The organism is Neolewinella persica DSM 23188 (assembly GCF_000373105.1).
Taxonomy (GTDB): domain Bacteria; phylum Bacteroidota; class Bacteroidia; order Chitinophagales; family Saprospiraceae; genus Neolewinella; species Neolewinella persica.
Genome location: NZ_KB890419.1, coordinates 1 through 25,727 on the forward strand (window position 1 = coordinate 1; position 25,727 = coordinate 25,727).

The following is a 25,727-nucleotide window of genomic DNA, read 5'->3' on the forward strand; positions in this document are numbered from 1 at the left end:
TGAGCTCAAATACATACAGCCGGGCAAACCTTCCCAGAATGGTTTAATGGAACGACTTAACAAGACCTTACGCGTTGAATGCCTTGATCTGAACTGGTTCCAATCTCTAGTGGAACTGAACGAGCGCATACAAGAATGGTCGGTAGTTTACAATCAGGTACGGCCACACAGCAGCATTGGATACAAATCACCCGTAAATCACGAGAAATCAAAACAGAATTTCTACTTTAGAGTGGTAGCGGCCTAGGGGAAGCGTACAATGGGATATTTCTCTAATAAGTTCAAAGTAAGCACGGCGGCCATATCGGCCAATGGCAGGTACCGGGCTTTCGCCACCGGTACGCGGATCCTCAACGGCGGGCTCACCTTTGCCTTCGGCTTTATGTGGGGCGCGTACATCATCCCCACGGGGCACCCGACCTTGTCGGCAATTCTTGGCGGCATCGCCTTCGCGCTCATCTACGACGTGGCGGCCTTCGGTTGGGATGCTGCCGGGAAGCGGAAAGGCATCAGCCCCGAGCAACGCCTGATTTCTGACAACATGGCCAGTTTCAGTATGTGGAGCAGCACGGCCATCAGTGCGGTGCAGCTGATCCTCACTACTCCCCTGGTCGACCTGTCTTCCATGCACGAGGGCATCGGTATGGCGGCGCTGGCGCTCACTACGCTCTTGTTGGCGGCGCACTTCGTCCAGGCCTTTTCCTATGCAAAGCTTTCGCCAGAAGCCGTAAAGGCCCGCATCGATGCGGAACAACTGTCTACCCTGGAGGCCATGTACCGTGCCCAGCGCATCGAGCTCAGCGAGAAGATCCAGGAGCGGGTGGCGGAGCGCATGGTCGAGAACATCGACCGCTTCGCCGAGCTGGAGACATAAAAGGAATGGAAGCGACTGATGACGGACATGGGCCATGCGCAAGATGTGGCGCGGCCGCAGGTGCAAGGAAAGGACAAGAAAGCAGGCCCCTCCACCCCGCCGCAAGACGCCATCATCGATGACGGCACCATCACTGCCACCGTAGCCGAAAAGGACATCATCGACCTGGACGACGTCTTGACGGGAAACGCCCGTGCCGCCCAGGAGCAGAACCTGAATATGGCGGCGGGGTAAGCATCGAGGGCGAGCGCATTTGCCCTCACTGTAGCAAGGATATTTCCTACCGACTAGCCCGCGCAAAGTTCTGCAGCCCACGCTGCCAAAAGAACTTCAATGATTCGGTTAAGGTCCGATGGAAATGTGCCTGACAATCAATCAACTAAAATTTTAATACCCGGTCATCGGCGGGCCATTCTTATGCCTGCTGGTGACCGACAAAACCATCTCACTGATGAAAAAGAAGCAACAATCAAAAGAGGCTCAAGGACTCAACGTACGTACGTACTTTGCCGTAGTCGCCACCATCATTCTACTGTTTTATTTGGGCCGGCAGGGCTATCAGGTGCAGCAGCCGGAGAATGATACCACTACTTTGGGGATGACGCCTGGGGCTGTTCGGGCTTTTTCTGAGGGGGCTACTGTTCTTCCGGTTGGTAGGGGTGAGGTGCCGGTGGGGGTGCTTAGGCTTAATGGGGAGACTTTTGTTGTTTATGGGGTGGGGGAGTGAAGAATCAGATAGGTCTTCTAAACCGTTGACTGTGTTTAGATTAAAATAAATTCAACTAATGTAAATTGTAGGATAAGGTTAATTAACCGCTAGCCATATTACAAATGAATGCTAACTATTGACAGACGGCAGAATCGTTAAATGGCAAGCCATTTTCTTCGCAATGTTTTTTGTACCAATCATACCATTCAGTATTGATAAAGCATGCTTTAGTAAAATCATAGTTTACACAATATTCATTATGGCTGTCACAATATGGAGCAGGGACTTCGCAATAAGTTCCTGCTCTAGTTTTACCTAGGTTTTGTGCTTCGTGAAATCCTATAATTATTAACTTGGATCCTGAGGGAATAGAGCGGTGGCAAACGAACTCTTCAAATGCGGCTCCCCCTGCCCAATAAGCCCTTGTCTTATATGGAGTGTTATCTAAGGCTCTCACTCGTTTGTTAGGCTCATCAGTTTCTGGTATATGAGGTGGTTGGTTCATCTGTGCACATGATTGCGCACTTCCTACTCCTAGAACTTCAACAAAAAAGGTCTCATGGAAGTCACAAGATAACTTAGGCACAAAAAGTACCGCTAAAGAAAATACTATAAATACAAAGAGCAGAGTCGCAAATGCACCCGCAAGTATGTTGCGAATTTTTATACTGCTTTTGCTGAAAAAATTTTCAAACAAACCCACTAAGAATATTAAAAACAACAGAACAATAAAAGTTAGAAATATTTGAGTTAGCGATGCATCGCCGCCAAAATCATTCTTGATTGCGACATATAATCCCGATATCGCCACTAAGATTTGTATGATTCGGGCAATTGTAGAGTTCGTTTCTGTACCTTTCATTTTAGATGTGGTTGATTTTATAAATCATTTTCTGTTATAAGATGGTTGAAAAGAGTATGTTTTTACAAACAAAATTGTATGGTTAACAACTTAATCGTTCTTTTTTTCAAGAATCTGTCTACAAAGGCTACGTATTTGTTTATCAGTTGGGTGGCGAAAATTGTACCCTTAGTCCTTCGATAGTTACACCTACATTGGCTATTAGAAATCAGGGTAGAATGAAGCTTCTTAAGCCCTTACGGTAGACGATAGCTAATCAATTCATAATATTTATTATTGATAGGGTAGCTACTTATTTTAACGTATCCAGGGCGACCTTGATTTCCACCCAAAACAAGTATTCTGTTTTCGTTTTCAGGGTCAGGTCCTAAATAAAAGCCTACATGCCCCCCTGCAAGCTTTCCTGATTTATCAAATCTTTTAAACACGCAAATAGAACCTCTAACAGGATCTGTAGAAACGCCCCATTCACGCCAATCTAACGCCCATGCTGAATCTGTGCCTTCGTAACCTGATTTTTCCATACACCAGTTAACAAAACCCGAACACCACGGAGTTTCATCGGAATTCTCATTCATTATGTCCAGTGATAATTCACATGATCTTAAATAGTGTAATATTCTGTAGTTCTCGTACGGGTCAGGCAGTTCTGCTGTGTTTATTTCAGCAAAAGCAATCTTCAACCATAAAAAGTCATCTGCGTCAACTAAATCAATATCAGGAATGCCGACAAAGTATTTATATGAAGACCATCCCGACTGTCCATTGCTCCGTTGGACATTAACCCAATAGTATTCACGTGAAAAATTTAATACTTCAACTACTTCGCCTAGAATTAACGCACCTATTGGATCAGAATCTCTACTAGGCGTTGGGCGAAAATTTAACTTTTGCGTATTTACTATAAGCTGCTTCATTATTCGGGTTTGTTTAGTTAGTTATTAATAAGCCTACAAGGACTCCAACGGCTAGGCCGGTCCCCAGCATATCTATCTTTTTCCAAAACGAAGCCTTTCTCGACTTGTCAATTTGGCTTAATGATAAATCTAGAGACTTGTTAGCACTTGCTAGAGATCGCTGAGTTAAGTCAAGTGTGCTTTCTAGATTAGTAAGAGAAGCCTTCATTGATTCACTAGACTTATTGTATAGACGTGACTGTTCAATAGATTTGGCCTCAAGAAGGCTAAAAAGAACGTCGTTCTCGTTTAATATTTTCTCGTACTTTAAGACTATATCGTCTAGGTTAGGAATATTTTTGTTATTCAAAGCACCTCTTATTTCTTCATAAAATTTATACCTAAGTCCATTAACCAAATAAATTCTATTTGCTTGAGAAAGAACAACCGTCCCTTTACCAATCTCTATCGGAGAGGACATAAGCGTGTCATATTGAGGCCCAATTGTAATGGTGTCGTTGTAACTCTGACTAGCGAGGTCCAAGTTGACAAATAGAAGCAATGTAATTATGATGTATTTCATATTAAATTGTGTATTTTATTCAAATTGCTTAGACTTTTCTCTAAGATGACTTAATATTTCACTTAATCTTTTCATTTCTCCTCTTAAACGTTGTCTTTCATCCCAATCTTTTGGACTTTTAAGCTTCTTAACTAGGAGGATTGAATCAATAGATGCTTGCAGTGATTTGTTTTTATGGTCATAGACTCCGATCGATTTTTTAAGCGAGATGATTTCTTCCTTTGCATTTTGCGTTAAGGTGCCTGCTGATTCCAATTCTGATTTAACATTCATTAACCCAATTTTTGCTTCCTTAAGGTGAGAGTCAAATGTGAAAACCTTAAATAAGGTAATAGCCCCAATTATGAGCAACGAAATAAAGATTCCTGATTCTATCTTCTTCATCTTTCCAATGCATTTTGTGTAAAAATATTATTATCGATCAATTTGTTTTATATAATATATTTTTCCGGAAGGATTAACCCCAATTTCTTCAGACACTTGTACTGTGTCCCTTGACTTTAACTTGTTACCTCTGGTTTCACTAACTTGTAGGAAATCGTAGAGAATAGCATGGTTTCCATCTGTTGTGTTCCTGGTATCTATTGAGTTAATGTCAATAGTAGTTTTTATTTTTCTTTCATTGTGATCTCTTATTAGGATGCTTTCTACTTTTGCGAACGTAGCCTTCTCATCCTCATAGAAGTTATGCATAGGGAAGGAGAATATTTTAGTCAATTCACGGTAGTCATTTGACCTTAAAATCCTGTGGTAATTAAGTAGTAGTTCTCTCGCTTTAACGTTAGTCATAGTACTAGAAGTAAACTCATTACATGAATCAACTGTAATCGGTTTCAACAATATCAAGATTACGAATATAACAAAAGGCCCACCTGCGGATATGATTTTCGAATTGTACTCAATGTTTCCAATAATGATTGCAGCAAAAGCTGCGCTAGCTAAAGCAAATAAAGCTGGATAAATGCCTGCGAGAGGCTCTCCTAGACATTCCTTGTTCAACGCGATTCCTAATAGGATTAGCAACAAAGCAAGCCCTGCCACAAATGAAATAAGTTTAGTCTTTGTCGCGTCCATAAATTGAAAACATTTGCCACACAAACATTTGCTTAAAAAAGCTATGTGTAAAATAAAGATAATGAAATAGTAATACTATTTAAGAATATTAAATAACATTATTTGTAATCGTCTCTATTTTAGACGATTCAAAATGCTTGAGTCAACTCCGTACAACGAAAATGTGCCATGCACAGTTCTATAATCCGGAGTTTGGTCGGACACGGAAAAAATGATATTTTAGAATTGATACTGGTGTTCTTCTATCCGAAACGCCCTGCGCATTGCGTGAATATTCAATATCCACACGACCCTAAAAAAGCCCCCCAGTTCGGCCGAACATGGGGGGCTTCATATATCGCTAGTGTACATAGCTCTCATTGCACAACGAAGATAGGGAAACGCAAGGACATAAACACAATATGTTGCATGTACTTGCCCGTTGCGCCGTACGTATGTATATTTGTAGTAATATCCTTGAGCAAAATTGAGGCGTAATTGAGGCATTATTAAAGCGAAATTCAGGCAGCATTGCCACGTTACCTCATTGTAATTAGTCCCCATGTCTTCTTCTCCCAACCTGCCGCGCGCCGCGCGGCTTCCCCGCCTCGTCACCAAGTACGATCTAATTACGTATTTCGGTGTCTCCTACAAAGTATTGTGGTCCCGTATCCTCACCGATGACCTGTTGGAAGGGTGGGGCTTCCCGTATGCGGGCCTGAAACGGTCCCGTAGCCTTCCGCCGGGCCTCACGGCGCGCATTTACCGCCACTTCAACATCACCGACCTCGATGCGGACAACGCCCTGTCGGAGGAAAAAACCACCGGTGGCCATCGCGCGCCGGAAGATTTTTGATGCCCTAAAAAGTTTGTAGCACCCGGGTTATCCCTGGTTTTCCGGGGGTGCCCTTGTTGGCTGCCGGGTTGAATTCATTGCCTCATTATTGTGGAGCAATAGAATTCGGATGGGTCAACTTCTGAAAATAGCCGCTGTCCTGGCCCTCGGGTGGAAACTCTTCGGAGACCAGGTCAGCGGTGCTATTCTCGATGGTATCGAGTATAGGTTCTCTACGCTTCGGCAACGGAATTTCCGTACGAAGCTGGAGCAAGGGGAGTTGTACGGCTTACTCCGAATTGAATTGCTGTTCAAGCAGTCCTTGGGGCTGAACCTGTCGGCGCAGCGGCTCACATTGCAGCTCAGCTAACAGGGACAACACCTGGGGAAAGTATCGGTAAACGAACCGGTGCAGCTGCCGAATGCCACCACCATTCCTATTCCGGTAGATGTGGTTATCCGTGGCGGCGCTTTTCTCGACCGGCACGAGGCTTTCCGTCGGGCCTGCGCTGACGGGATGACGGCCGAAGGTCAGGGCTTTTGTGAGATACCGGCAAAGATTGTGGATGTCGACCTGGCCACCGCCAAAAAGATAGCGCTGGAAAGCAACACCCTGAGCACCAAGGAAACTGACTTGGAGCGAGCAGTCTTTTACCGGCGCCAGCGTTCAGGGGGCGCGGACGCGGGTGCAATGATGGCTTTAGCAAAGCGCCTGGAAGGCCGGAACGCAAATACCATTCTGGCATTCTCCTACCTGAATCCAGCCGGCCGTACCTGGGCCGCATTGCAAGCCCTGGAGAATGGCCAGGCCGACAGTAAGAACGTCCTTAAATCGATCGGCCGCTGGATCGGTAAAGCCCGAATCAAATACCCGCAGCTGACCAACAGTCACGAAGACGAGCTCTACACTTGGTTGGTACCGCAAAAGGGCTACGGCTCCGCCCGTGGCCAGGTGAACAGTGAAACGAAGTTTTCCGATCGGCTGGCCAGCATCATCAACCGCCGGACCACCTTCGGCCAGCTGGAGGAACGGCTGAACATTCAGGCGAACATTACCCGGAGCCCGGTCGAGCAGCAATACAACGCGCAACTCGAAGCGGCTAAACAAGAAGTTACCGATCGGGATAAAGAACTGAAGGAGAAGATCCGGATGCTGGCCAGCCGTGGCGCAACGGAGGCCGAAGTTTCCCGAATCACCGCACCGATCGAGGTAGCCCTGCGCCGGGCCCGCCTCCAGTACCAAAACCTGATCGCCAAAGGCGACCAGGTGAGGGAAGCCGCCCGTAATGAAATATCGCTTTTTTCTGTAGGCAGTACGGCCCCTGCTTTTCCCTGGTTGGGAACTGCAGTTGTGGCGGGGCTCGTCTACGCTGCTACGAGATAGGAGTTTTGACCCGCTCCGGATCCTATTGCGAATCATTTTTTCAACCCAAAATGTATTTCGCATGAATATTTCCACCAACCGCCTGGGCTACGACGAAGTAGTCGACACCCTGGCCGATTCCATCACCGTTTACCGCAAAATCTCGGAACCACTCCGGGACGGCTTCCAGTTTCCGGATCTGCTTTCCTTATATGATGCCTACCCGCACCTACGAGAGATGTACGACGACCGGCGCACTTTCGCCGCTCAGTTCATCGATCTGACTGCAGAGGAATCCATCGCCGTGTTGGATGAGCTGTCTGTCCGCACTGGTGTACCACGTGACCGGGTCGAGCAGGTCGCATTCCGCGCCTTCAGCGTGGCTGGACGCACTTACCGTCTTGTTCGCCACAACCTGGCTGAGATCCAGGACATCCGGGAAGAGGCTAGTCTTATATTCCGTACTGAGCAGGGTGAGGGTGTTGGATTACTCAACGCTGCGGCTTAGTCTACTTTCCTATACGCATAGTTGTTATTTACGTTATGCGTTTGGGATGGCCGCTTCTCCCTTGTGGGGGAGCGGCTGTTTTGGATTTGTTCAGGTGTCGATGAGCTATGGCTGAGCTTAGACTAAGGTGTTATTAACCCCTAAGCAACTTTCTTGTGGTTGCTGGCTGTTCCTATTTTGGTTGTACATATCTCCTTATGAAGAGATAGGGACCACTCTAACCGCTTTCGCTAAAATAAAAACAGCAATTATGAACAGGTGTTACATTACAGGTGCCGAAATAACCGAGGAAAACAAGTCGGTTGAGCATATAATACAGAACTTTTTAGGAGGGAAATTGAAGTCCAGTTCAATATTATGTGAGGAGGGGAATAATAGTTTAGGTGATACAATAGATGCCGAATTGTCACGGCAAATATATCTTCCAACGTTACTTAAAATCAAGAGAGAAAATGGAAAACCTAGAAAAATACGTGGCTTCAATAAGGAAGGGAGGCAATACAACTATGTGGATACCGGGATAGCTAAAAGGGCTCCGTCGAAACCAATTATATCACAAGATGAAAATGGGAAAGAAGTTTGGGAATTCCAGGAATCTCAAGAGAAGGATGTTATCAAAGCTATTATGAAGCGCAACCCTGGAATGTCTGAGGAAGAGTTGAAAAAGAGGTTAACTTATACTCAATTGAATAAGCCCGAAGAAATTTTTTTTGAAAACCACCTTAACGTTATTTCAGGAAAAGACGCTTTTAGAGCTATTGCTAAAATTGGCGTAAACTTTTATTGTTGTAACGGGGGAGACTATGGTCAAATCAATCAATCAATCGATTTTGTTAAAGGTAATGTGGATGATGAGTTTCCATGTGTTAGGTACTACTACCCAGAGGAAGTCTACAGTAGAACAAATGAAAAAGAAATTTCCCATGTATTGAGGTTAGTCGCGGACCCTGTTGAAGGTGTTGCATACTGCTATATTGAGCTATTTAATGCGCATAATTTTTTAGTAACGCTGTCGCTGAATTACTCGGGTGAAGCTCTGGATGCTACTTATGTATTTGACGTGACCTCAACTGAGGTTCTGGATAATACAACAAGAGATCTAGACTTGACTAAGAGAGATTTAATGTTGTTGCCACATCCAGCTCCATCAGATGTAGAGCAAAAGTATTTTGAAAGGCAAGATCGGTTAGCTCAGCTTATGGGGATCGAAATAACTAGGAAGTCCGCAGATGAAGTGATGAAATTTCTTCCCAATAGTGGGAAAGGGAAATTGTAGCGTATTGCTTTGACACACACATTGGTCATGCGACGGTAAGGTTCATGCTCTGATTTTGGGTTTACATTTCCTCCTTTGTGAAGAGTCGCTTCTGTTTGTTTTTTTTAAGCTATTTTGAATAATGGAACACATTTTACCAACATGCCTAATGATCTTGTCAGGCCTTATGTTCTATATTCTTCGTCAGCACAGTTTTCGGGGGAAGGATATACAGAATCGAAGCCTCGAAAAAAAATCGTTCGTTGATGTTTTTGAAGCCGCAAAAGAGGGGGTGAAGTTACCCGAAATAGAAGAGGAGAGAGAGCAAAAAGCTTTTGAGGAAGAATGGTATACTCGAAATCAACCGTTAGTGTCATCGATCGCATTTTGCGCTTTTTTGGTTGGAACATTCTGGAATCTAATCTTAGCTCTTATGTAGAGAATTCTACTGAAAAAACGCCCGGCCCGCACTAAGCTGCGCCAACTTAATCCCCCCAGCCAATAGATACTGCTTTAGCGTAACCTCAAACTTCCACCCCCCCAACTGCATGATCTCGCTAAGCGGGACACCAGACAGAAGCAGATTGGTGGCCGCGCTCCTCCGCGCCGTGTGCGTAGTCACCATTGACGATTTGGGAATGTTCCCACCTCCAGGGCCGGCCATATTGGTCAGGATGCCAGCCATGGCCGCGATAGTCTTCAGTTTGCGGTTGGCTTCCTGGTTGGTGTCACCGCTGAGGTTGTAGTTGTTTTTCTTGATCAGGTCCAGGGCGGCGGGCTTGATGGGGACGAAGCTCACCGTCTCCGTTTTCTCGGCGATGTTCTTATAATAGTGGTGGCCACCGTGCTGGGTGATGTTGGCTTCGCAGATCCGGACGCTGTCGCCGTAGCGGAGGACCATATAATAGGATACCAGAAACCGATCGCGTTCGCGCTCCAGGCCGGGCCGGCTGCTGAGGTTCAGGTCGGCGATGGCCTCGATCTCCTGCGCCGTCAGATAAATTTTGTCGTTGGGCCGAATCCGTTCCGCCTTGAAGGTTTTGGCTTTGAAAGCTACGTTGGTGTGCAGCTCCTGGTCGAGGCCCAGCTGCATGAATTTTTTCAGGTGCTTCACGTGGTTGGCTACGCCGGATCTGCCGGTGCCGGTTTCGCGGAGGTACTTAGTGAAGTCGGCGTAAAACTTCAGGTTGATGTCTTCGAAGCCGATATCCTTCAGGTCCCGGGCTACGGAGTAAGCCTGAAGCTTATTCCGGAAGGAGATGAATTTTTTCCAGGTGCCGGGCTTCAGGTCTTCGCGGCCGGCCTGGCAGTCTTCGATGTATTGCGCTACGAATCGAATCAGGGAAGAGCTCAAGCCCAGCAGCTGGCCTTTAGCTTCCGTCTCTAGGCGGGTGAGGATTCCGTTGATCTTTGCGGCCAGGGGAGCGGTTTTCTTCAGCCGGCCCCGGCGTTCGTCCCATTCCTTGGGGTGCGCGTGGAATTCTGTTTTCTCAAATCGGCGTTTCCCGTCTGCGTAGATGGAAACTTTAATATTGCAACTCCCGTCACGTCGGGGTTTATACTTCCAGAGGATGGCGCGGACGGTCATGGTCAACAGTGTTTCAGCGGGTCAACAATAGGATAACAATTGCTCCCAAATGTACACATAAAGCCCTCGTTAAACACGAATTGTTTGATAAAAACAGGGCAAAAGAAAAGCCCCAACCCAGATTGTTACTGGATTGGGGCTGAATTGTCCAACTTTTGTTGGAAATGAAGTGGGCAGTGAGGGGCTCGAACCCCCGACCCCCTCGGTGTAAACGAGGTGCTCTAAACCAACTGAGCTAACCGCCCTTCTTTAAGGGACCGCAAAGATAATACAGTCTGACAATACTGTGCAAGTTTTTGTGAAGAATGTTTTAAACCGCCCTTCAATCAGGGTAATGTCAGGAAATCGCAGCGAAGTTGCGAAGTGCCGGGCATTGCTCTTTACATACCTTACCTTGCATCCTGCGACCGCGCCCTTACTGAGTCTGAAGTCAGGTAGTCAAGGAGTCAAACAGTCGTGTGCCTGATGTTCTACGCTTAAACACTACCATGAAGCAACACTACTTTCTCGCCCTCTCCCTTTTGTCCCTTTTCGCCCTTTCCCCCTTACTTGGTCAGGATACCCTAAGCTTCGGCGGTATCTACGAGCTACCCGGCGCGGAAGTCCGCGCCACCTACACCCCGGTATCCCCGCTGGCACAGAGCTTTACCATTGAGGAAGTCTACCGCCTGCCGGGTACCTTTTACGATCCCGCCCGACTGGTGGCCCTACTGCCTGGGGTAGTGCAAACCAACGACCAGGCCAACCACCTCAGCGTACGCGGTAACACGCCCAATGCGAACCTCTGGCGCATTAACGGCCTTGCCATCGTGAATCCCAACCACACCGCCAACGCCGGTACCTTCTACGACTTCCCCACCCTCAACGGCGGCGGTGTCAATGCCATCTCCGCCCAGATGCTCGACAATTCCGGCTTCCTGGCCGGCGGGCTGCCCGTAGAATACGGCTTCGCCACCGGCGGTACGTTCGATCTCCGCCTGCGGCCCGGCAGCAAGACCAAACGCAAATACCAGGCCCAGGCCGGCTTCATCGGCTTCGACCTGATGGCCGAAGGGCCGATTGGCGCCTCCGGCCAAACCAGCTACCTCGTCAACGGCCGCTACAGCTTCACCGGCCTGCTGGCCGATATGGGCGTCGATTTCGGCGGTGAGGAAATCCGTTTTGCTGATTTTAATGGGCATTTGCACCATCAGTGGGAAGGGGGGGAACTAAGCCTGTTCGGTATTTACGGCAATAGCAGCAACAATTTTGCCGCGCCGGATCCGGCCGAAGAGGACCTGACCGAGCAGAAAGAACTGTTCAATATTGATTTTACCAGCCAGTTGTCCATTGTTGGCCTCAGCGCTAGTCAGCAAGTCGGCGCGGGAACGGTTACCGCTGGCTTTTCCTATTCGGAGACTGCGCCGGAAAGAGATCAATCTTTTCGGGAAGAAGATAACGGTACTGCAGATTTGCTCGCTAAATACAGGTTCGTCAACGCCAACTTGCAATACCGCCAGGCCATCAGTGATAAAAGTGAAATTCGGGTTGGTGCGGAGTGGTTGGAGCAATCGGCGCAAAATAATTTTTCCTTTAATCAGTTTGGGTTCAATGGAGGTACCGAATTTTTTAATTTCTTTACCAGTTCTTCCGCCATTAGCCCTTACGTTGGACTGAAGACCATCATTGGCCGTACGACGCTTGACGGTGGATTGCGCTACGAGCGCTACTCCGGGACCATCGAAGGATCCGTCATCGCCCCAAGGTTAAACGCGAGCTTTGGGGTCGGGAAAAGTCAAATCAACCTGACGGGGGAAGTACTTAGTCGTGCGCCTCTGCTAACCGCTGGCAACTGCGACGGTTGCTTCGGAAGCCGGAAGCCGATTGCTACTTACCAGCTTAGTGCCGCTTACGGCACAAAACTCGGAACGATCAATACCAGAGCAACGGTATTCTACCAATATTCCCCGGATGATCTCGCCGCCAACGTAAACGGTTATTTGGTGAGTGCTTCTTCCGTCCTGGAACCTGATCCCAACCTCAATTTTTCCACCGAGGCACAGAGCCAGCGTTATGGCCTCGAACTGGAGGCAAGCGGTGGCCTGAAAACTAAGGGATGGTACTACCGGGGTAGCATCACTTTACTCAACGCCGAGACTTTTCAAACCAACGGAGGTTACCAAAAAGACCGCTATGCCGTAGATTTTATCACCAAACTGACGCTGGGCCGCGAATGGCCGGGGATGGACCGCAAAGAACGGCAGCGAAGTTATGGACTAAACTTAGCCCTCGTCGCTCATGGTGGAGAACGCTATGGTACCGTAAATAATGGAGGACGACCATCCCCTATTAATATCCGGCGCTACTTTACTGGACAGTCCCTCTCCGCCGGATTTGTAAACGACCTCGGCACCTACTTCCGCCCCGACCTCCGCCTCTACAAAACCAAAACCCGCGCCAAAACCACCACCACCCTTGCCCTCGACCTCCAGAACGTCGCCGGCATTGAGAACGTCGGTAACGTCTACTACGATGCTTTCCTGGAGCGGCCGAATGAGCGGTTGCAGTTGGGGTTGATTCCGGTGCTGAGCTATCGAATAGTTTGGCGATGAGAGCTCGTCGGCCGAGGCGGGAGGTACGACCTGACTCGTCCGCCGAGCGGGTGGTTGCAATCCGGTCGGCGGACGAGTCAGGTAACGATTCCGCTCCGCTCCATCGTTTCCGCCTCGGCCGACGACCTTAAACATCAAGATAATTCATGAGGTGATCAAACCGCTCCCGCAGCCCATCAGTGAGCTGCTTCTCGTTGAAGCTGGCCATCACTTTATAATTGAAGCGTTCCAGCGTAGCCAGGATGGCTGCAATGTTCTGGCTGTTGACTTTGATGGTCACCTCCAGCCGGTTGGTCCCCTCGAAGGAGCGAACGAAGCTGCTCAGGATCACCGCCCCTTCACTTTCCACGATGCGGGAAATTTCGGAGAGACTGTAATCGTGCCGTAGTACTTCCAACATAACGATGGAGCCTTCGCTGGAGAAAGTGCTGGACTCTCCGAAGTGCCGCAGCAGGTCCTCATTGGTGATCATACCGAGGTAACTGCCTTCGCGGTCAATGACCGGTACAACCGTCAACTTGTACTCCGTCAGGATGCGCATCACATCGTAGAGGTGATCGTCGGGGAAGACCGAAGGGGGATGCACCGGCAGGCGGTAGCTGCTCACGGGCTCGAGCGCATCTGAATCCAGAATGTCATCTTCTGAAATGACGCCAATAAGCTCTCCGGCATCAACGACGGGGAGGTGGCGAATGTAAAATTCATTCATCACGCCAAGGGCTTCCTCGCCGGTATCGGAGGGGGTGAGGGGAACCAGGGCGTCGGAGATAAGGGATTCAGCGGTCATGGTTAGTTTTCAGTTTTCAGGTGTCAGTTTCAGTAGTCAGGATTCAAGGGGCGGAATCCTGACAGGATAGCTTTCAGGGGTGATTAATAGCGAGGAGTTGAATGCTGAATTCTGAACGCTAAGTACTGAATCCTAAACACTGAACCCTGAGTGCTGACCCTTGAATCCTGACCCTTATCCGAGAAGTCGTTTCTTCTGTGTAGCGAACTCTCCTTCGGTCAACAGGCCTTTTTCCCGCAGGGTAGCGAGGCGCTGGAGTTGTTCGAGGAGGTCGTCATTAATTTCGGGTAGTTCAACCAGGGCTTCCTGCTTGATGGGGTTTTCCAGTACCACTTCCTCGGCGGTCAGGTCGGGGGAGAGACGGAAGCCATTGGCTTCAAAGGCTTCGTAGCGGGCTTGTACGCGGAGGAAGGCGAGGCTGTCGTGGGTGCGTACGCGTTCGAAATCGGAGAAGCCGAGGGCTACCGCGCGGTCGAGATGGTAGAAGGCCTTGTCGGCGTCCTCCTCACAGGAGTAGGAGCAGGCGACGTTGAAATGGGAGGCGACGTCGGAGGGGTTTTTCTCCAGCGCCCGCTCAAAGGCGATGATGGCGCGGTCGTATTCGAAATCCTTAAAGTATCGGAGGCCTGCCTGGCGTTCGGCCACGCCATCATTGGGAACCTGGATGGGGCGGGGAGCCTGAAAGGGGGCCGGGGTGGCTGACGGTCCGCGGTTGGATCGTTGTGTTTCCCGACGGCGTTGTTCGCGCATCTGGCGTTCGCGCTGGCGCTGTTCGTGGCGGCGCTCCCGGTCAGTCATCGGCTTTTGATGGCGGGTTTCCTGCCGGGTCGGCTGCGTAGGGTTGTATTGGGCCTTATTGTACTTAGCGTCAAAGGTCTGCTGGTCCATGCTCAAAAAAGAGATGGCATCGATCACGCCCAGCACCAGGCCGAGCGGTGGAATGATGAGGTATAGAATACCCAGGCCTACCTGACCAAGGTAAAAGCGGTGTAGCCCAACGGAGCCACCAAAGAATGCGAGTACGGCCGAGAGATTTTTTTCCTTCATGTGTCACGAGTAAACGACTAAAGAGGCACTTTCGTTCTGAAACTTACGGATTTTCGACGGTTGGGTGACAGAGGTCGTTGAATGGATGCTTTTCAGGGCGCGGCCGCAGGTGCAATTTAGGACTTTAAAAGCAAAGGGCAGCACTACCCACTACCCAGTAAACTCTTCCCCGAAAATCCGACAAGTAAGCACCGTAAGATCATCCGGGAACTCATTGTGCTGCCGGAAGTCGTTGAGCTTCGCTACCAGGGAATCGTTGAAAGATTTGGCCGAACGCCCGTGCTGCCGCCTGACGTAATCGTAGAGGATTTCCTCATCAAAATTCTCCCCGGCGGGGTTCTGCAGGTCCGTCAGCCCATCCGTATAGGTAAGGATGAGTGCCTGATGCGGCAGGGTAACGGTGCCAACCTCCAGCATCGGTAATTCATCGATGGTGCCGAGCACCATGGTGCCCTCCGTGAGCAGTTTGATGCCGCCTTCGTGCACCAGCACCGGAGGAGGGTGTCCGGCGTTAACGTACGAAAGCTCGTGCTTCTCAATGTCGTACTCGGCCACAAAAAAAGTGACGAAACGCTCCCCGTTGGTGATCTTGTAAACGGCGGTGTTGATCTCTTTTACGAAGTCGTAAAGGCTGGTTCGCTTCTTGATCAGCGTGTGGAAATTGGCCTGAAAGTTGGCCATCAACAGGGCGGCACTTACACCCTTCCCGGTGAAGTCACCGATACAGAACACCAGCTTCTTGTCGTCAAATTCCTGAAAGTCGATGTAGTCACCTCCAACCCCCAACTTCGGCTGGTAGATGGTGCTGATCTCATAAGCGTCCCGCATCGGAAACCGCTCAGGGATGAGCATTTTTTGGACTTTGGCGCCCAGGTCCATGTCTGCCTCCAGCCGCTCCTGCTCGATCTGCCGGCGGAAGAGCCGCTTGTTCTCAATGGCTACGGCGATCACGTTGGTAATGGTGGTGATGATCTGCACCCGCTCAAACATGTCCTCCTCTTCCTCGAATTCGCCGATGAGGATGTAGGCGATGGGCCGCTCTTTGTGCAATACTGGCACCACTTGAACGAAGTTGGCGAAAAACGAACCTTCCGGCTCGCCGTCGATCAGCCCCGCCCGGGTAAAACGCTGCATTTCTACACCGAAATCAATCCGGGGAACTTCAATGTCGTCTAACCCGATGGAGGTGGCAATCAACCATTGTTTGTCATCCGTGCTGTTTCTTACGAACAGGGCCATCCGCGTCAGGCGAAGTTCCTTGCGCAAAAAGGCGCTGTACATGTCAAAAAGATCCTCCGCCGCAACGTTGTTGTTGATCGCCTGGGTGATCTGCAGCAAGCGCTGCACCTGCAGCTGGCGCAGGTGTAGTTCACGTTCTAGACTTTGTAAGCGGGTAACTGGTTGAATCATGTGCGGGCGTAAATATAGCACACTACTCAATGATCAGACTAAAGCCCACCCCATGAATGTTCTCGATCCGGATGCGGGAGTCCTCTTTAAGGTACTTCCGTAGCCGACTGATAAATACATCGAGGCTTCGTCCCAGGAAGTAATCGTTCTCCCCCCATATTTTTTCGAGGATGTCCCCGCGTTCACTGACTTCGCCCCGGCGGCTGCCGAGGTAATTGAGCAATTCCGCCTCCCGGCGGGTGAGGCGCCGGGGCGCTTCGTTCTTATAGGTCAGTTGCAGCTTGTCGAGGTCAAAGGTGTAATCCCCGATCCGGCGCGGATCGAAGGCCGGTGAAGACGGCCGGACCTTGTTTCGGCGCAGGAAAACTTCAATCTTCAGAATCAGCTCCTCGATGCTGAAGGGCTTGGTGATGTAGTCGTCAGCCCCCAGGCGCAGGCCCTGCAACCGGTCTTCTTTCAGGCTCTTGGCCGTGAGGAAAAGAATGGGTACGTCCTGGTTTTTATCACGGATACGCCGGGCCAACTCAAACCCGTCAATGCCGGGGAGCATCACGTCGAGCAGACACAGGTCGTAAGGGAAGTCCGATTTGCTGATTTCCTCCATCGCGGTGTGGCCATCTGAGCAATGCGTGACGGTAAATTCACTCAGTTCGAGGTTGTCACGGGTGACGAAGCTCAGGCTTTCGTCATCCTCAACGTAAAGGAGATGGGCTTTCATGGGGAGTGGTTTGATGGATGTTAACTTGATCAACGGTGAAACCCCCTCCCGAACCCCTCCCCACGGGGGATGGGCTTCTTGAAAACGCTAACGCGTTTTAGACTGCTGGCGCTAAGCGCCGATTTGCTTCCCTCCCCCGTGGGGAGGGCTAGGGAGGGAGTTTCTAAAGGGGCGAAGTCAGAATAATTTGTGATTAGTTTTTAGCTTCTAAGTTAGTGGTAGGTTCTTATTTGGTGGGTGGGGCGAGTTGATCATTTTAGCATTCCTAATTATCCAGCAGGTTAATTTTTAAGTGAAACGTCGTCCCTTGCCCGGGTTTGCTCTCTATCCGGATCGGCCAGCCGTGTGCGCGGCAAATCTGAGCAACGTAGAACAGTCCGAGCCCGAAGCCTTTGACGTCGTGTACATCACCGGTCGGCACCCGGTAGAACTTTTCAAAGAGGCGCTCCTGGTGCTCGGGTTGGATGCCCGGGCCTTTGTCCGCAACGTAGAAGTGAAGTTGTTTGCCCTTGCGCCGACCGCCGATGGTGATGTGCGGAGGGGTGCCGCCGTACTTCACGGCATTGTCCAGGAGGTTATGGATGATGTTGGAGAGGTGCACCGGATCGGCAAGCAGCAGTAAGGGGCCCTCAGGCATGCGGGTGTTGAGCTGGCCACCGAGCTCGTCCGTCCGGGCAGCGATGCTGCCGGTGAGGGAAGGCAGGAGGTGCTGAAGGTCTATTTTCTCCCTTTTGATCTCGAAGTTGCCCTTCTCGATCTTACTGATCTGCAGCACCTTTTCCACCTGTCCGTTGAGCCGCTCGTATTGCTCGTGGATCAGGCGCGCGTAGCGCGCCAGGCGATCATCGCCGGCGATCCGCTCATCGCGCATAAATACGCTGGCGGCAATGCGGATGGTTGACAGTGGCGTTTTAAACTCGTGGGTCATATTGTCGATAAAATCCTTCTGCATCGAGGCCAGCCGGCGTTGGTTCAATATCACAACCAGCGAGTAAATGAAGAAGGCCACGGTGAGCAGGAGAACGGCAGAAAAAAAGACCACCAGCTGCATTTTTTCCCAGATGTATCCCGTGCGTTCGGGGAATTTGACGCCGAAATAGTAGAGCAGGTTTTTGTCGGGGGCCAGGTAGCTTTCCATCTCGGCCGGCTCTTCTGGCTGGGGGTCGGTGGTGGGTTCGCAACGGGCACCGTAGGCCATTTCGTCGTTGGCACAGTCGAAGATGGCGTACTCGAACGGTACGTCCAGGCCCAGACGGACGAGCTCCTGCTGCATCAGGATTTCCAGGCGGAGGGCGTCGATCTCGCTTTCGATATTTACGATGAAGTAGTTGCTGGAGCGCTGGCGGACAATGTCACGGCTCGGCAGGGCGCTGTTGTTCTCCGCAGCAAGTTGGCGGGCTACGCCGTACAGCGCGAGCTGTACCTTTTGGTTGAACTCCGTGTCGTTGAGGTTCCACGTCGTCGCTACCCAATACGATTGCATCCCGACAATGCCCAAAATGGCAATGACGCCCAGGATGATGACCCGGTTGATGATGTGCTGCTGCATGGATAACAGGTTGCAAGTTACAGGTTGCAGGTTGCAGGTGGCAGGTTGGCCCGAACTGCTGCAAAAGGGGTTAAAACACTGCTGTAAGAATGGGGATAACTTCCGGCTTCTTATGCCGTTTCTCTTCGTTAACAAGGCATTAACCAAGCAGGTTGCGTTTTTCTTCCTTCAGGGCGAGTGGGCTGCGCGCCGAGAATTCTCGGCGCGAAGCCCACTCGCCCTAAGGGAGGTGCCGCCTTGTTAAGACTGGAACCAACGAGCATTTAAGGCGACATTTTTGATCTGATAGCGCACTAAGTTAGCTTGCCATTTCCCTTTTTTTGGGCGCGACCGCAGGTGCAAATCAAGGTGTAAAAAGCAAGCAGGCCAACCATGGTGACTTGTTTTGCAGAAGTTGGCCTACGCCAGTCGCAGGACAGTGCCAGTACCTTTGAACCATGGAAGCCCCGCTCACCAACTTCAAATACTCCCGTGCCGACATTAAGGACGCCCTGGCCCTCTCCCTGCTGGCCGAATGCTCTTTCCGCGCCACCGAATTAATTATCACAAGCGCTGGACGTACTCAGCGTATCCGCTTTGCTCATAAAACACTTTAAAAGGAGTGGTGTAAAGGTCCTTCCATGCGTCAGGGCCGTGTCGTTCCACATACTGTTCAATGATGCGGAAACCGAGAAAGTAACAGAGTTCGCCTTCAAGTTTTTCCGGAAGACCTTCAATCAGGGGTGGGCATTCGTTGGTGCGGCCGCAGTGTCTGAAAATGGGGCAGCCTTCTTCACTTGTTTTGAAAAGATATGGCTGCAGCTTTTCGAAGATCTCTTTTTCCCTTTGCATCAAGATGGCGGTGTTTTGTTGGTAGAGTGCTTCTTCGCGACTTTGATTGAGGTATTTGTAAGTGTAGTACACCGCCAGGCCTTCGTCAAGTGTAATGCCCAGACCGGTTGCGCCGTGAACATCTTTTTCTGCGATCGGGCCAAAGATCAGGTGTTCCAATTCATGGGCGAATAGATCGTTGATGTCGGCCGCGTTCCAGCTGTCTCCAAACATATCCAAAATCATGGAGTTATTGTCACACCCTCCGAATATTTGGAAATCTGGTGGACCGAAGTAAACCATCCACCGACCATGGCCTCTACGTTCGGTCAGGGTTTGCAGCGCAGTCAGGTGACTGGTGAAAAGCTCGTTTAGGTTGACGGTGTCGAGAAGGCTTAGTTTTTGCGCCATTAGTTTCCCGTGGTCTGTGTGTAAGGTTTTGTTCCAGGCATACATCCCCGGTAGCTGGAATTTGCCGGCGTTTTCTTCACCGAAGATCATGCTCAGGCAATTGTCGAAAGCCTGGCGGTTGGGGGCGTAGAGTTTGTCGCGGATCATCAGGCTATCGAAACCGCCTTCGGCCCGCCCGGCCAATACCTGAAACTTAAAGCCGTTGTGGATCACCATGTCCCCTACCCGGATACTGTCCGCAATGGTTTCTACTGCCGCAAAGGGGTTGGGTGAGGTTACTTCGGTATCAATCGAAGTGGGCCGATCGCAGGCTATTAATAGTAGCATCGGGATCAAATAGACAAGGACAATGAAATCACGCATGGGGAGAATGGATTATCTGATCGAAAATGAGTCGAAAAATAACCTTGCTTTGGAAATCAATAGGCAATCAGAGGGATTAAAAATTAGTTAAACCATGCTTTTCTTTAAGCTTGTTTTGCACCTGCGGCCGCGCCTTATTCGTCAAGCAGTCAGATAGTCAAAGAGTCAAGGAGCGCGGCTGTGGACTATTTGACTATCTGACGCCCTAACTATCTTTACCCCATGTACCAGCTCCTCAAGCCCCTCCTCTTCCAATTAGCGCCCGAAAAAGCGCACCACCTCACCGTTTCCGGCCTGGCCGCCACCCTGGCGATACCGGGGGTGAGTGCTGCCTTCCGTGCGACGTACAAACTGGAAGACCCCAAGCTGGAACGAACGGTCTTCGGGCTGCCGTTCCCCAATCCCGTCGGCCTGGCGGCCGGCTTCGATAAAGACGGTAAATACTACCACCACATGGCCAGCCTTGGTTTCGGCTTCCTCGAACTCGGCACCGTTACCCCCCTGCCGCAGGCCGGGAACCCGCAGCCGCGTCTCTTTCGCCTGCCGCAAGACCGGGCTCTGATCAACCGAATGGGCTTCAACAACGAAGGTGTGGAAGCCCTCGCCACGCGGCTGCTTCAGCAGGGCCGCCCCGGTAAAACGATTCTGGGCGGAAACATCGGTAAGAACAAGGTGACGCCGAACGAGGACGCCGTGAGCGATTACGTCAAATGCTTCGAACGGCTCTATCCGCTGGTGGATTATTTTGTGGTCAACGTCAGTTCACCGAATACGCCCAACCTTAGGGCCCTGCAGGATAAAGAGCCGCTTACGGCCTTGCTCTCCACGCTCCAGGAGCTCAACGTTAAACTGGCGCGCCCATCCGTAGCCATGGTCGGTGCCCCCCTCGGCAAGCCGGGAGAGTTGTGGGCCGAAAAGCCCATCCTTCTAAAGATTGCGCCGGACCTGACCGATGGCCAGCTCGACGATATCCTCGGCATCGTTTCCGCCACCGGCATCGCTGGCATCATTGCCACCAATACGACCATTGCCCGTAAGCCGTTAATCACGGACTCCGACGAAGTCGCGGCCATCGGGAACGGTGGTCTCAGTGGCTCACCCGTCCGCCAACGCTCCACGGAAGTCATCCGCTACCTCTACGAAAACTCCGGTAAAACCCTCGACATCATCGGCGTCGGTGGTATCGACAGCCCGGCCTCCGCCCGGGAAAAACTGGACGCAGGAGCGAAGCTGATTCAGGTGTACAGCGGGATGGTGTATGCCGGGCCGGGGTTGGTGCGGGATATTAAGCAAGGGCTTTTATAGTCAAACATTCAGGGAGTCGTACTATCTGACTATTAAAAATCCATCACCTTCCGCCGCAGCTCAAAGTTCTTACCGAGGTAGACTTTCCGGACCATCTCGTCCGCCGCTAATTCCTCCGCCGTGCCGGCTTTTAGGATGCTGCCTTCAAACATGAGGTAGGCGCGATCAGTGATGCTGAGGGTTTCCTGAACGTTGTGGTCCGTAATCAGGATGCCGATGTTCTTGGTCCGCAGCTTTGCGACGATGTATTGGATGTCTTCTACTGCGATGGGGTCAATGCCTGCAAAGGGCTCATCGAGTAGGATGAACTTGGGATCGGTGGCCAGGGCACGGGCGATTTCGGTGCGGCGGCGTTCGCCGCCAGAGAGGGTGTCTCCGTGGCTCTTGCGCACTTTATCCAGGTTGAATTCATCGATCAGACTCTCCAGCTTGTCGTGGATCTCGGTCTTGTTGAGGTCCGTCATTTCCAGCACGGCCGCAATGTTGTCCTCTACCGTAAGTTTGCGAAAAACGGAGGCTTCCTGTGGCAGGTAGCCGATACCGAGTTGTGCCCGGCGGTACATTGGCATTTTTGTAATGTCCCGGTCGTCAAGAAGGACCCGACCGGCGTTGGGCTTGATGAAGCCTACCGTCATGTAGAAGGTCGTTGTCTTACCCGCCCCGTTGGGGCCGAGCAGTCCGACGATCTCCCCCTGATCTACAAACAGGGAAACGTCTTTTACCACGGTCCGGGAACCGTATTTCTTGATGAGGTTTTCGCTTTTTAGACGCATATTGGGTTGTCTGGTTATCGGGGTGTCGAGTTGGCCTGTAGTTCCTATTTCCCCGGTTCCTAATCTCTGGCCTCCTCGGGTAACATAAGGACGATGACTTCCAGCTCCACTCCGTTGCGTACGACGGTCAGGTTTAACTTTTCGCCAACCTTTGCCCGGCCGATGAGTTCGGTGAGTTCGGGCAGGTCACGGATGGTACGTTTACCAACACGGATGACGAGGTCATCGATTTGGAGGCCAGCGGCTTCGGCGGAGCCGCCGGCAAAGATAGCGTCGATTACGACTCCTTCCGTAAGATCGGTCAGCCCAAGTCGTTGCCGGTCGGCGCGGGTGTAGGTGGAGATCTCGACCCCGAGGAACGCCCGGCGGTAGGCTCCGAATTCGATGATGTCGTCGGCAATGCGTTGCACAAGGTTGATTGGAATGGCAAAACTGTAACCCTGGAAACGACCGGTTTTAGAGGCGATGGCCGTATTAATCCCTAGCAATTTACCATCGGCAGTTACCAATGGGCCACCGCTGTTGCCGGGGTTGACGGCTGCGTCGGTCTGTAAAAAACTTTCGATGGCATCGAGGTCGTTCAGCAGGCTGATCGACCGGCCCTTGGCGCTGATGATGCCGGCGGTCACCGTACTGGTAAGGCCGAGGGGGTTGCCGACGGCCAGGACCCAGCTGCCCGGCTCTGCCAGGTCGCTGTCGGCAAGTTTAAGGTAGGGTAGGTCGGTACCCTCAATGCGGAGTACGGCGAGGTCCGATTTAGGATCCTGGCCAACAAGGCTGGCCGGGAAGACCTTCCGGTCGGAGGTTGTCACCGTAATGTCTTCGGCACCCTCCACCACGTGGAGGTTGGTGATCACGTAGCCGTTGGAGGTGTAAATGACGCCTGAGCCTTCGCCCTCCTGTGGGCCACGGCCCGGGGATTTATTGCTGAACAGAGCTTTGATGGCTTCGCGGCTGCGGCCTTCCGTGCTGGCTTTGATGTGAACGACGGTGGGGATGGCCTGCCGGGCGGCGGCGCGCAAATCGACCGGAGCAGGCAGGCTTTCAGGCACCGCAGCCCGGGGCAAAGCTGCAAGTGTGGGCGTGGGCGGACCCTGCTGGCCAGCGAAGCCAGCCGCAAAGTGCACTGCAGGTGTAGAGAAGGGTGACGGAGCCGGGAAAGGCTGCCGCCATTCGCTGGCTACGGCGAGCACCAGTATGGCGGCCGTTAATCCGCCGCCGAGGGCGGCGGCCACAAGTTGTAATAATCGATTCATGATGGTTTACTTCGCAATTCCTGAAGGGTAATGTAAAAGATCAGGCTTTAGTTGATAGAACTAACAAGCAGGCAGCGCATTTGCCACTACTCTACAACTTCCCATTGCCACAGAACGTTGTACCTTGCCAACTATAAAACCATCCACCCTCTTTCACCGCGGCTTTGACTTCCACCGAACTAAAAGATTTCCTTAAGCCTGAGACCGCCCTCGAAGCCAGCTTCCTGGAAGACGCAGAATTCTGTCGTGGCTTACAGTGGGGGGTTCCGCGGTACGGCCATCCCGAAGGTACTATCATGGCCCACATCATCGAGGTCAACGCTAATATCGATCGCCTGCCCGTCGACGCGGAAACCCGCCGCCTCCTGCGAATTGTCTGTTGGGTGCACGATACTTTTAAGCACATCGAAGATAAGGGGTCTCCCCGGGACTGGACAAAGCACCATGGCGTGTACGCCCGGAATTTCCTGGCCCGTTACCTCGATGACCAAAAGTTGCTGAACCTGGTGGAAATGCACGATGACGCGTATTACGCCTGGCGCCTGGCCCACCTCTATCATCGCCTCGCTGAATCGGAAGAACGCATTGTTGCCCTTCGCGAAGCCCTCGGAGATTACTGGCAACTCTTCTACCTGTTCTTTAAATGTGATACCTCCACCGGCGATAAAAATCCCGCCCCCCTCGTCTGGTTCGAGGATACGATGGAAGACATTCAGGTCACGGACTTTCTTGGAGAAACTGTTTGATTGTGGCGGTAGGCGATGTGTCAGGTTACCAGGTTGTCGCCTTATCCAAGGCTTCCGACAACCCGACAACCCGACAACCCAACATCCTGATAACTGGTCTGATAACCCGGCAATTTGACACCTTGCCCTGGCCCTCCCCCTGCACCTGCGACCGCGCCCGAAAATGTTCCTGCTACTATCGAGCATGACGCTGAAATGGCCCCGCTCGCCGTCCCAAAGCTTTTTACCAGCCAGGGATGCAGCAGTTGCCCGCCAGCCGATAACCTGCTGAGGGAAATCAACGAACGCTCGCTGTCCGGAGAAAAGATCATCCCTCTTTCTTATCACGTAGACTATTGGAACTGCCCGGGCTGGAAAAACCCCTACAGCAGTGCCGATTATTCCGCGCGGCAGAAGGACCATACCTAGCGCATCGGAGCCCGAACGCACACGCCCCAACTGGTCGTTTCCGACAGATAACCGTTCTTTGCCGAAGATATGGCCATTTATTTTGCTTCAGATTTTCACCTCGGCGTCGCTGCCCGCCTGCCCAGCCGGGAGCGGGAAGACCAGATCGTTGCCTGGTTGGACGACTGCTGGCGCAAGGATGCGGAGGCCTTTTACCTGGTCGGCGATCTTTTCGAGTTCTGGTTCGAATGGGCCGAGGTGGTCCCCCGGGGCTACGTCCGCTTCTTTGGCAAACTGGCCGAAATTGCCGATGCAGGCATCCCCGTCCACGTTTTTACCGGCAACCACGATATGTGGTTCAACGACTACCTCCAAAAGGAAATTGGCGCTATCCTCCACCGCAACCCCATCCGGGTCAGCCTGCTGGGACATCAACTCTTAATTGGCCACGGTGATGGCCTGGGGCCCGGAGATTATGGCTACAAACGGCTGAAACGCCTTTTTCAGGCGCGCTGGGCGCGCTGGTGCTACGCCCGCCTGCACCCCAACCTGGCCATGAACCTGGCTTTTTTCTTCAGTGGCAAAAGCCGATCCGGCCAACCACCCGAAACTGAATTTCTTGGACCCGATCGGGAGTGGCTCGTTGCCTACAGCGAACGCAAACTGAGTGAGGACCCTGCGCTGGACTACTGCGTGTTCGGGCACCGCCACCTGCCCATCGACCACCTCCTGAGCAACGGCCGGTCCCGGTACCTCAACCTGGGAGAATGGCTTCATTATCAGTCTTATGCGAGGCTGGACGAAACGGGGTTAAAGCTTCTTTTTTGGGGGCAAAACGAGTAATTCCTGATAATCAGAATAAAAATTTTATTCCCCAAAGCTGACTTAGTTCCGTTAAATAATTCGTATCTAAGGGAATGTCCGCAATTCACATAAAACGGTAAAGAACTTTTCGCGTTTGAACCATTGGCTACTTTTGTCCGTATAATCAATGTTAAGAAAATATTATACTGTTTCCCTTACTTTTGTAACAGTTTTAAGCGGCTAA

Annotated in this window: 28 protein-coding genes and 1 tRNA gene; 14 read left to right on the forward strand and 15 right to left on the reverse strand. The window is 51.3% G+C overall.

Features of this window, described 5'->3' with window-relative positions:
- The 4 genes from B036_RS28185 to B036_RS0105550 all read left to right on the forward strand — a co-directional run.
- Positions 1-247: integrase core domain-containing protein (locus B036_RS28185; RefSeq protein ID WP_020567698.1), on the forward strand; the 247-nt coding region annotated here is incomplete at its 5' end.
- A 12-nt stretch (positions 248-259) separates the two neighbouring features.
- Complete coding sequence (locus tag B036_RS0105540) at positions 260-874, forward strand: hypothetical protein (protein ID WP_020567699.1); 615 nt, start codon at positions 260-262, stop codon at positions 872-874.
- Positions 875-901: 27 nt separating this feature from the next.
- Positions 902-1,108: a hypothetical protein gene (locus B036_RS0105545; protein WP_157472046.1), complete on the forward strand. Its 207-nt coding sequence runs from the start codon at positions 902-904 to the stop codon at positions 1,106-1,108.
- A 217-nt stretch (positions 1,109-1,325) separates the two neighbouring features.
- Positions 1,326-1,601: a hypothetical protein gene (locus B036_RS0105550; protein WP_020567701.1), complete on the forward strand. Its 276-nt coding sequence runs from the start codon at positions 1,326-1,328 to the stop codon at positions 1,599-1,601.
- 115 nt (positions 1,602-1,716) lie between these two features.
- Here the strand turns inward: B036_RS0105550 and B036_RS0105555 are convergent, their stop codons facing one another.
- The 5 genes from B036_RS0105555 to B036_RS0105575 all read right to left on the reverse strand — a co-directional run bounded on the left by B036_RS0105555 (position 1,717) and on the right by B036_RS0105575 (position 4,998).
- The gene (locus B036_RS0105555) at positions 1,717-2,445 is read right to left on the reverse strand and encodes a hypothetical protein (protein WP_020567702.1); all 729 of its coding nucleotides are present in this window, start codon (positions 2,443-2,445) and stop codon (positions 1,717-1,719) included.
- A 236-nt stretch (positions 2,446-2,681) separates the two neighbouring features.
- Positions 2,682-3,362 (reverse strand): SH3 domain-containing C40 family peptidase, encoded by a 681-nt coding sequence (locus tag B036_RS31685; protein WP_052333917.1) that lies wholly within the window; start codon positions 3,360-3,362, stop codon positions 2,682-2,684.
- 13 nt (positions 3,363-3,375) lie between these two features.
- Positions 3,376-3,924 (reverse strand): hypothetical protein, encoded by a 549-nt coding sequence (locus tag B036_RS0105565; RefSeq protein ID WP_020567703.1) that lies wholly within the window; start codon positions 3,922-3,924, stop codon positions 3,376-3,378.
- Between the two features lie 15 nt (positions 3,925-3,939).
- Positions 3,940-4,308, reverse strand: coding sequence for a hypothetical protein (locus B036_RS0105570; RefSeq protein ID WP_020567704.1), 369 nt, complete (start codon positions 4,306-4,308; stop codon positions 3,940-3,942).
- Between the two features lie 30 nt (positions 4,309-4,338).
- A complete protein-coding gene (locus B036_RS0105575) occupies positions 4,339-4,998 on the reverse strand; it encodes a hypothetical protein (RefSeq protein ID WP_020567705.1) in 660 nt (219 codons plus the stop codon).
- Between the two features lie 541 nt (positions 4,999-5,539).
- On the opposite strand from B036_RS0105575, the gene B036_RS0105580 reads away from it, so the two are divergent.
- The 5 genes from B036_RS0105580 to B036_RS0105600 all read left to right on the forward strand — a co-directional run bounded on the left by B036_RS0105580 (position 5,540) and on the right by B036_RS0105600 (position 8,959).
- Positions 5,540-5,833 carry a hypothetical protein gene (locus B036_RS0105580; RefSeq protein WP_020567706.1) on the forward strand — a complete coding sequence of 98 codons (294 nt, stop codon included), beginning with the start codon at positions 5,540-5,542 and terminating at the stop codon, positions 5,831-5,833.
- A 109-nt stretch (positions 5,834-5,942) separates the two neighbouring features.
- A complete protein-coding gene (locus B036_RS0105585) occupies positions 5,943-6,182 on the forward strand; it encodes a hypothetical protein (RefSeq protein WP_020567707.1) in 240 nt (79 codons plus the stop codon).
- A gap of 39 nt (positions 6,183-6,221) precedes the next feature.
- Positions 6,222-7,196 (forward strand): hypothetical protein, encoded by a 975-nt coding sequence (locus B036_RS0105590; protein ID WP_020567708.1) that lies wholly within the window; start codon positions 6,222-6,224, stop codon positions 7,194-7,196.
- A gap of 61 nt (positions 7,197-7,257) precedes the next feature.
- The gene (locus tag B036_RS0105595; protein WP_020567709.1) at positions 7,258-7,683 is read left to right on the forward strand and encodes a hypothetical protein; all 426 of its coding nucleotides are present in this window, start codon (positions 7,258-7,260) and stop codon (positions 7,681-7,683) included.
- 181 nt (positions 7,684-7,864) lie between these two features.
- Positions 7,865-8,959 carry an HNH endonuclease gene (locus tag B036_RS0105600; protein WP_020567710.1) on the forward strand — a complete coding sequence of 365 codons (1,095 nt, stop codon included), beginning with the start codon at positions 7,865-7,867 and terminating at the stop codon, positions 8,957-8,959.
- A gap of 424 nt (positions 8,960-9,383) precedes the next feature.
- Here the strand turns inward: B036_RS0105600 and B036_RS0105610 are convergent, their stop codons facing one another.
- Both B036_RS0105610 and B036_RS0105615 read right to left on the reverse strand, forming a co-directional pair.
- A complete protein-coding gene (locus B036_RS0105610) occupies positions 9,384-10,526 on the reverse strand; it encodes a phage integrase SAM-like domain-containing protein (RefSeq protein ID WP_020567712.1) in 1,143 nt (380 codons plus the stop codon).
- 170 nt (positions 10,527-10,696) lie between these two features.
- Positions 10,697-10,771, reverse strand: a tRNA-Val gene (locus B036_RS0105615).
- A gap of 243 nt (positions 10,772-11,014) precedes the next feature.
- Here B036_RS0105615 and B036_RS0105620 point away from each other — a divergent pair.
- The gene (locus B036_RS0105620) at positions 11,015-13,117 is read left to right on the forward strand and encodes a TonB-dependent receptor (protein WP_020567713.1); all 2,103 of its coding nucleotides are present in this window, start codon (positions 11,015-11,017) and stop codon (positions 13,115-13,117) included.
- 127 nt (positions 13,118-13,244) lie between these two features.
- Here B036_RS0105620 and B036_RS0105625 read toward each other — a convergent pair whose 3' ends face one another.
- The 6 genes from B036_RS0105625 to B036_RS0105655 all read right to left on the reverse strand — a co-directional run bounded on the left by B036_RS0105625 (position 13,245) and on the right by B036_RS0105655 (position 20,212).
- Positions 13,245-13,904: a CBS domain-containing protein gene (locus tag B036_RS0105625; RefSeq protein WP_020567714.1), complete on the reverse strand. Its 660-nt coding sequence runs from the start codon at positions 13,902-13,904 to the stop codon at positions 13,245-13,247.
- A gap of 174 nt (positions 13,905-14,078) precedes the next feature.
- Complete coding sequence (locus tag B036_RS31690; RefSeq protein ID WP_020567715.1) at positions 14,079-14,951, reverse strand: NINE protein; 873 nt, start codon at positions 14,949-14,951, stop codon at positions 14,079-14,081.
- A gap of 150 nt (positions 14,952-15,101) precedes the next feature.
- The gene (locus B036_RS0105635) at positions 15,102-16,361 is read right to left on the reverse strand and encodes a PP2C family protein-serine/threonine phosphatase (protein WP_020567716.1); all 1,260 of its coding nucleotides are present in this window, start codon (positions 16,359-16,361) and stop codon (positions 15,102-15,104) included.
- 22 nt (positions 16,362-16,383) lie between these two features.
- A complete protein-coding gene (locus B036_RS0105640) occupies positions 16,384-17,079 on the reverse strand; it encodes a response regulator transcription factor (protein WP_020567717.1) in 696 nt (231 codons plus the stop codon).
- Positions 17,080-17,344: 265 nt separating this feature from the next.
- A complete protein-coding gene (locus B036_RS0105645; RefSeq protein ID WP_020567718.1) occupies positions 17,345-18,628 on the reverse strand; it encodes a sensor histidine kinase in 1,284 nt (427 codons plus the stop codon).
- A 543-nt stretch (positions 18,629-19,171) separates the two neighbouring features.
- Positions 19,172-20,212 (reverse strand): DUF2268 domain-containing putative Zn-dependent protease, encoded by a 1,041-nt coding sequence (locus B036_RS0105655; protein ID WP_020567720.1) that lies wholly within the window; start codon positions 20,210-20,212, stop codon positions 19,172-19,174.
- A gap of 222 nt (positions 20,213-20,434) precedes the next feature.
- Between B036_RS0105655 and B036_RS0105660 the strand changes: the two genes are divergently transcribed.
- Positions 20,435-21,517 carry a quinone-dependent dihydroorotate dehydrogenase gene (locus tag B036_RS0105660; protein WP_020567721.1) on the forward strand — a complete coding sequence of 361 codons (1,083 nt, stop codon included), beginning with the start codon at positions 20,435-20,437 and terminating at the stop codon, positions 21,515-21,517.
- 32 nt (positions 21,518-21,549) lie between these two features.
- Here the strand turns inward: B036_RS0105660 and lptB are convergent, their stop codons facing one another.
- The gene (lptB, locus tag B036_RS0105665; RefSeq protein WP_020567722.1) at positions 21,550-22,290 is read right to left on the reverse strand and encodes an LPS export ABC transporter ATP-binding protein; all 741 of its coding nucleotides are present in this window, start codon (positions 22,288-22,290) and stop codon (positions 21,550-21,552) included.
- A gap of 59 nt (positions 22,291-22,349) precedes the next feature.
- Positions 22,350-23,546 (reverse strand): S1C family serine protease, encoded by a 1,197-nt coding sequence (locus tag B036_RS0105670; RefSeq protein ID WP_020567723.1) that lies wholly within the window; start codon positions 23,544-23,546, stop codon positions 22,350-22,352.
- A gap of 164 nt (positions 23,547-23,710) precedes the next feature.
- Between B036_RS0105670 and B036_RS0105675 the strand changes: the two genes are divergently transcribed.
- From B036_RS0105675 to B036_RS0105685, 3 genes are all read left to right on the forward strand, one after another.
- A complete protein-coding gene (locus tag B036_RS0105675) occupies positions 23,711-24,292 on the forward strand; it encodes a hypothetical protein (protein ID WP_020567724.1) in 582 nt (193 codons plus the stop codon).
- A gap of 114 nt (positions 24,293-24,406) precedes the next feature.
- Positions 24,407-24,700 carry a DUF1223 domain-containing protein gene (locus tag B036_RS0105680; protein ID WP_157472048.1) on the forward strand — a complete coding sequence of 98 codons (294 nt, stop codon included), beginning with the start codon at positions 24,407-24,409 and terminating at the stop codon, positions 24,698-24,700.
- 69 nt (positions 24,701-24,769) lie between these two features.
- Positions 24,770-25,522: a UDP-2,3-diacylglucosamine diphosphatase gene (locus tag B036_RS0105685; RefSeq protein ID WP_020567726.1), complete on the forward strand. Its 753-nt coding sequence runs from the start codon at positions 24,770-24,772 to the stop codon at positions 25,520-25,522.
- Positions 25,523-25,727 lie beyond the last annotated feature (205 nt).

Excerpts from the sequence above, each read along its gene's own strand:
- B036_RS0105540 (WP_020567699.1), top strand. The coding sequence starts at position 260 with ATGGGATATTTCTCTAATAAGTTCAAAGTAAGCACGGCGGCCATATCG.
- B036_RS0105545 (WP_157472046.1), top strand. The coding sequence starts at position 902 with ATGGGCCATGCGCAAGATGTGGCGCGGCCGCAGGTGCAAGGAAAGGAC.
- B036_RS0105550 (WP_020567701.1), top strand. The coding sequence starts at position 1,326 with ATGAAAAAGAAGCAACAATCAAAAGAGGCTCAAGGACTCAACGTACGT.
- B036_RS0105555 (WP_020567702.1), bottom strand. The coding sequence starts at position 2,445 with ATGAAAGGTACAGAAACGAACTCTACAATTGCCCGAATCATACAAATC.
- B036_RS31685 (WP_052333917.1), bottom strand. The coding sequence starts at position 3,362 with ATGAAGCAGCTTATAGTAAATACGCAAAAGTTAAATTTTCGCCCAACG.
- B036_RS0105565 (WP_020567703.1), bottom strand. The coding sequence starts at position 3,924 with ATGAAATACATCATAATTACATTGCTTCTATTTGTCAACTTGGACCTC.
- B036_RS0105570 (WP_020567704.1), bottom strand. The coding sequence starts at position 4,308 with ATGAAGAAGATAGAATCAGGAATCTTTATTTCGTTGCTCATAATTGGG.
- B036_RS0105575 (WP_020567705.1), bottom strand. The coding sequence starts at position 4,998 with ATGGACGCGACAAAGACTAAACTTATTTCATTTGTGGCAGGGCTTGCT.
- B036_RS0105580 (WP_020567706.1), top strand. The coding sequence starts at position 5,540 with ATGTCTTCTTCTCCCAACCTGCCGCGCGCCGCGCGGCTTCCCCGCCTC.
- B036_RS0105585 (WP_020567707.1), top strand. The coding sequence starts at position 5,943 with ATGGGTCAACTTCTGAAAATAGCCGCTGTCCTGGCCCTCGGGTGGAAA.
- B036_RS0105595 (WP_020567709.1), top strand. The coding sequence starts at position 7,258 with ATGAATATTTCCACCAACCGCCTGGGCTACGACGAAGTAGTCGACACC.
- B036_RS0105610 (WP_020567712.1), bottom strand. The coding sequence starts at position 10,526 with ATGACCGTCCGCGCCATCCTCTGGAAGTATAAACCCCGACGTGACGGG.
- B036_RS0105620 (WP_020567713.1), top strand. The coding sequence starts at position 11,015 with ATGAAGCAACACTACTTTCTCGCCCTCTCCCTTTTGTCCCTTTTCGCC.
- B036_RS0105625 (WP_020567714.1), bottom strand. The coding sequence starts at position 13,904 with ATGACCGCTGAATCCCTTATCTCCGACGCCCTGGTTCCCCTCACCCCC.
- B036_RS31690 (WP_020567715.1), bottom strand. The coding sequence starts at position 14,951 with ATGAAGGAAAAAAATCTCTCGGCCGTACTCGCATTCTTTGGTGGCTCC.
- B036_RS0105635 (WP_020567716.1), bottom strand. The coding sequence starts at position 16,361 with ATGATTCAACCAGTTACCCGCTTACAAAGTCTAGAACGTGAACTACAC.
- B036_RS0105640 (WP_020567717.1), bottom strand. The coding sequence starts at position 17,079 with ATGAAAGCCCATCTCCTTTACGTTGAGGATGACGAAAGCCTGAGCTTC.
- B036_RS0105645 (WP_020567718.1), bottom strand. The coding sequence starts at position 18,628 with ATGCAGCAGCACATCATCAACCGGGTCATCATCCTGGGCGTCATTGCC.
- B036_RS0105655 (WP_020567720.1), bottom strand. The coding sequence starts at position 20,212 with ATGCGTGATTTCATTGTCCTTGTCTATTTGATCCCGATGCTACTATTA.
- B036_RS0105660 (WP_020567721.1), top strand. The coding sequence starts at position 20,435 with ATGTACCAGCTCCTCAAGCCCCTCCTCTTCCAATTAGCGCCCGAAAAA.
- lptB (WP_020567722.1), bottom strand. The coding sequence starts at position 22,290 with ATGCGTCTAAAAAGCGAAAACCTCATCAAGAAATACGGTTCCCGGACC.
- B036_RS0105670 (WP_020567723.1), bottom strand. The coding sequence starts at position 23,546 with ATGAATCGATTATTACAACTTGTGGCCGCCGCCCTCGGCGGCGGATTA.
- B036_RS0105685 (WP_020567726.1), top strand. The coding sequence starts at position 24,770 with ATGGCCATTTATTTTGCTTCAGATTTTCACCTCGGCGTCGCTGCCCGC.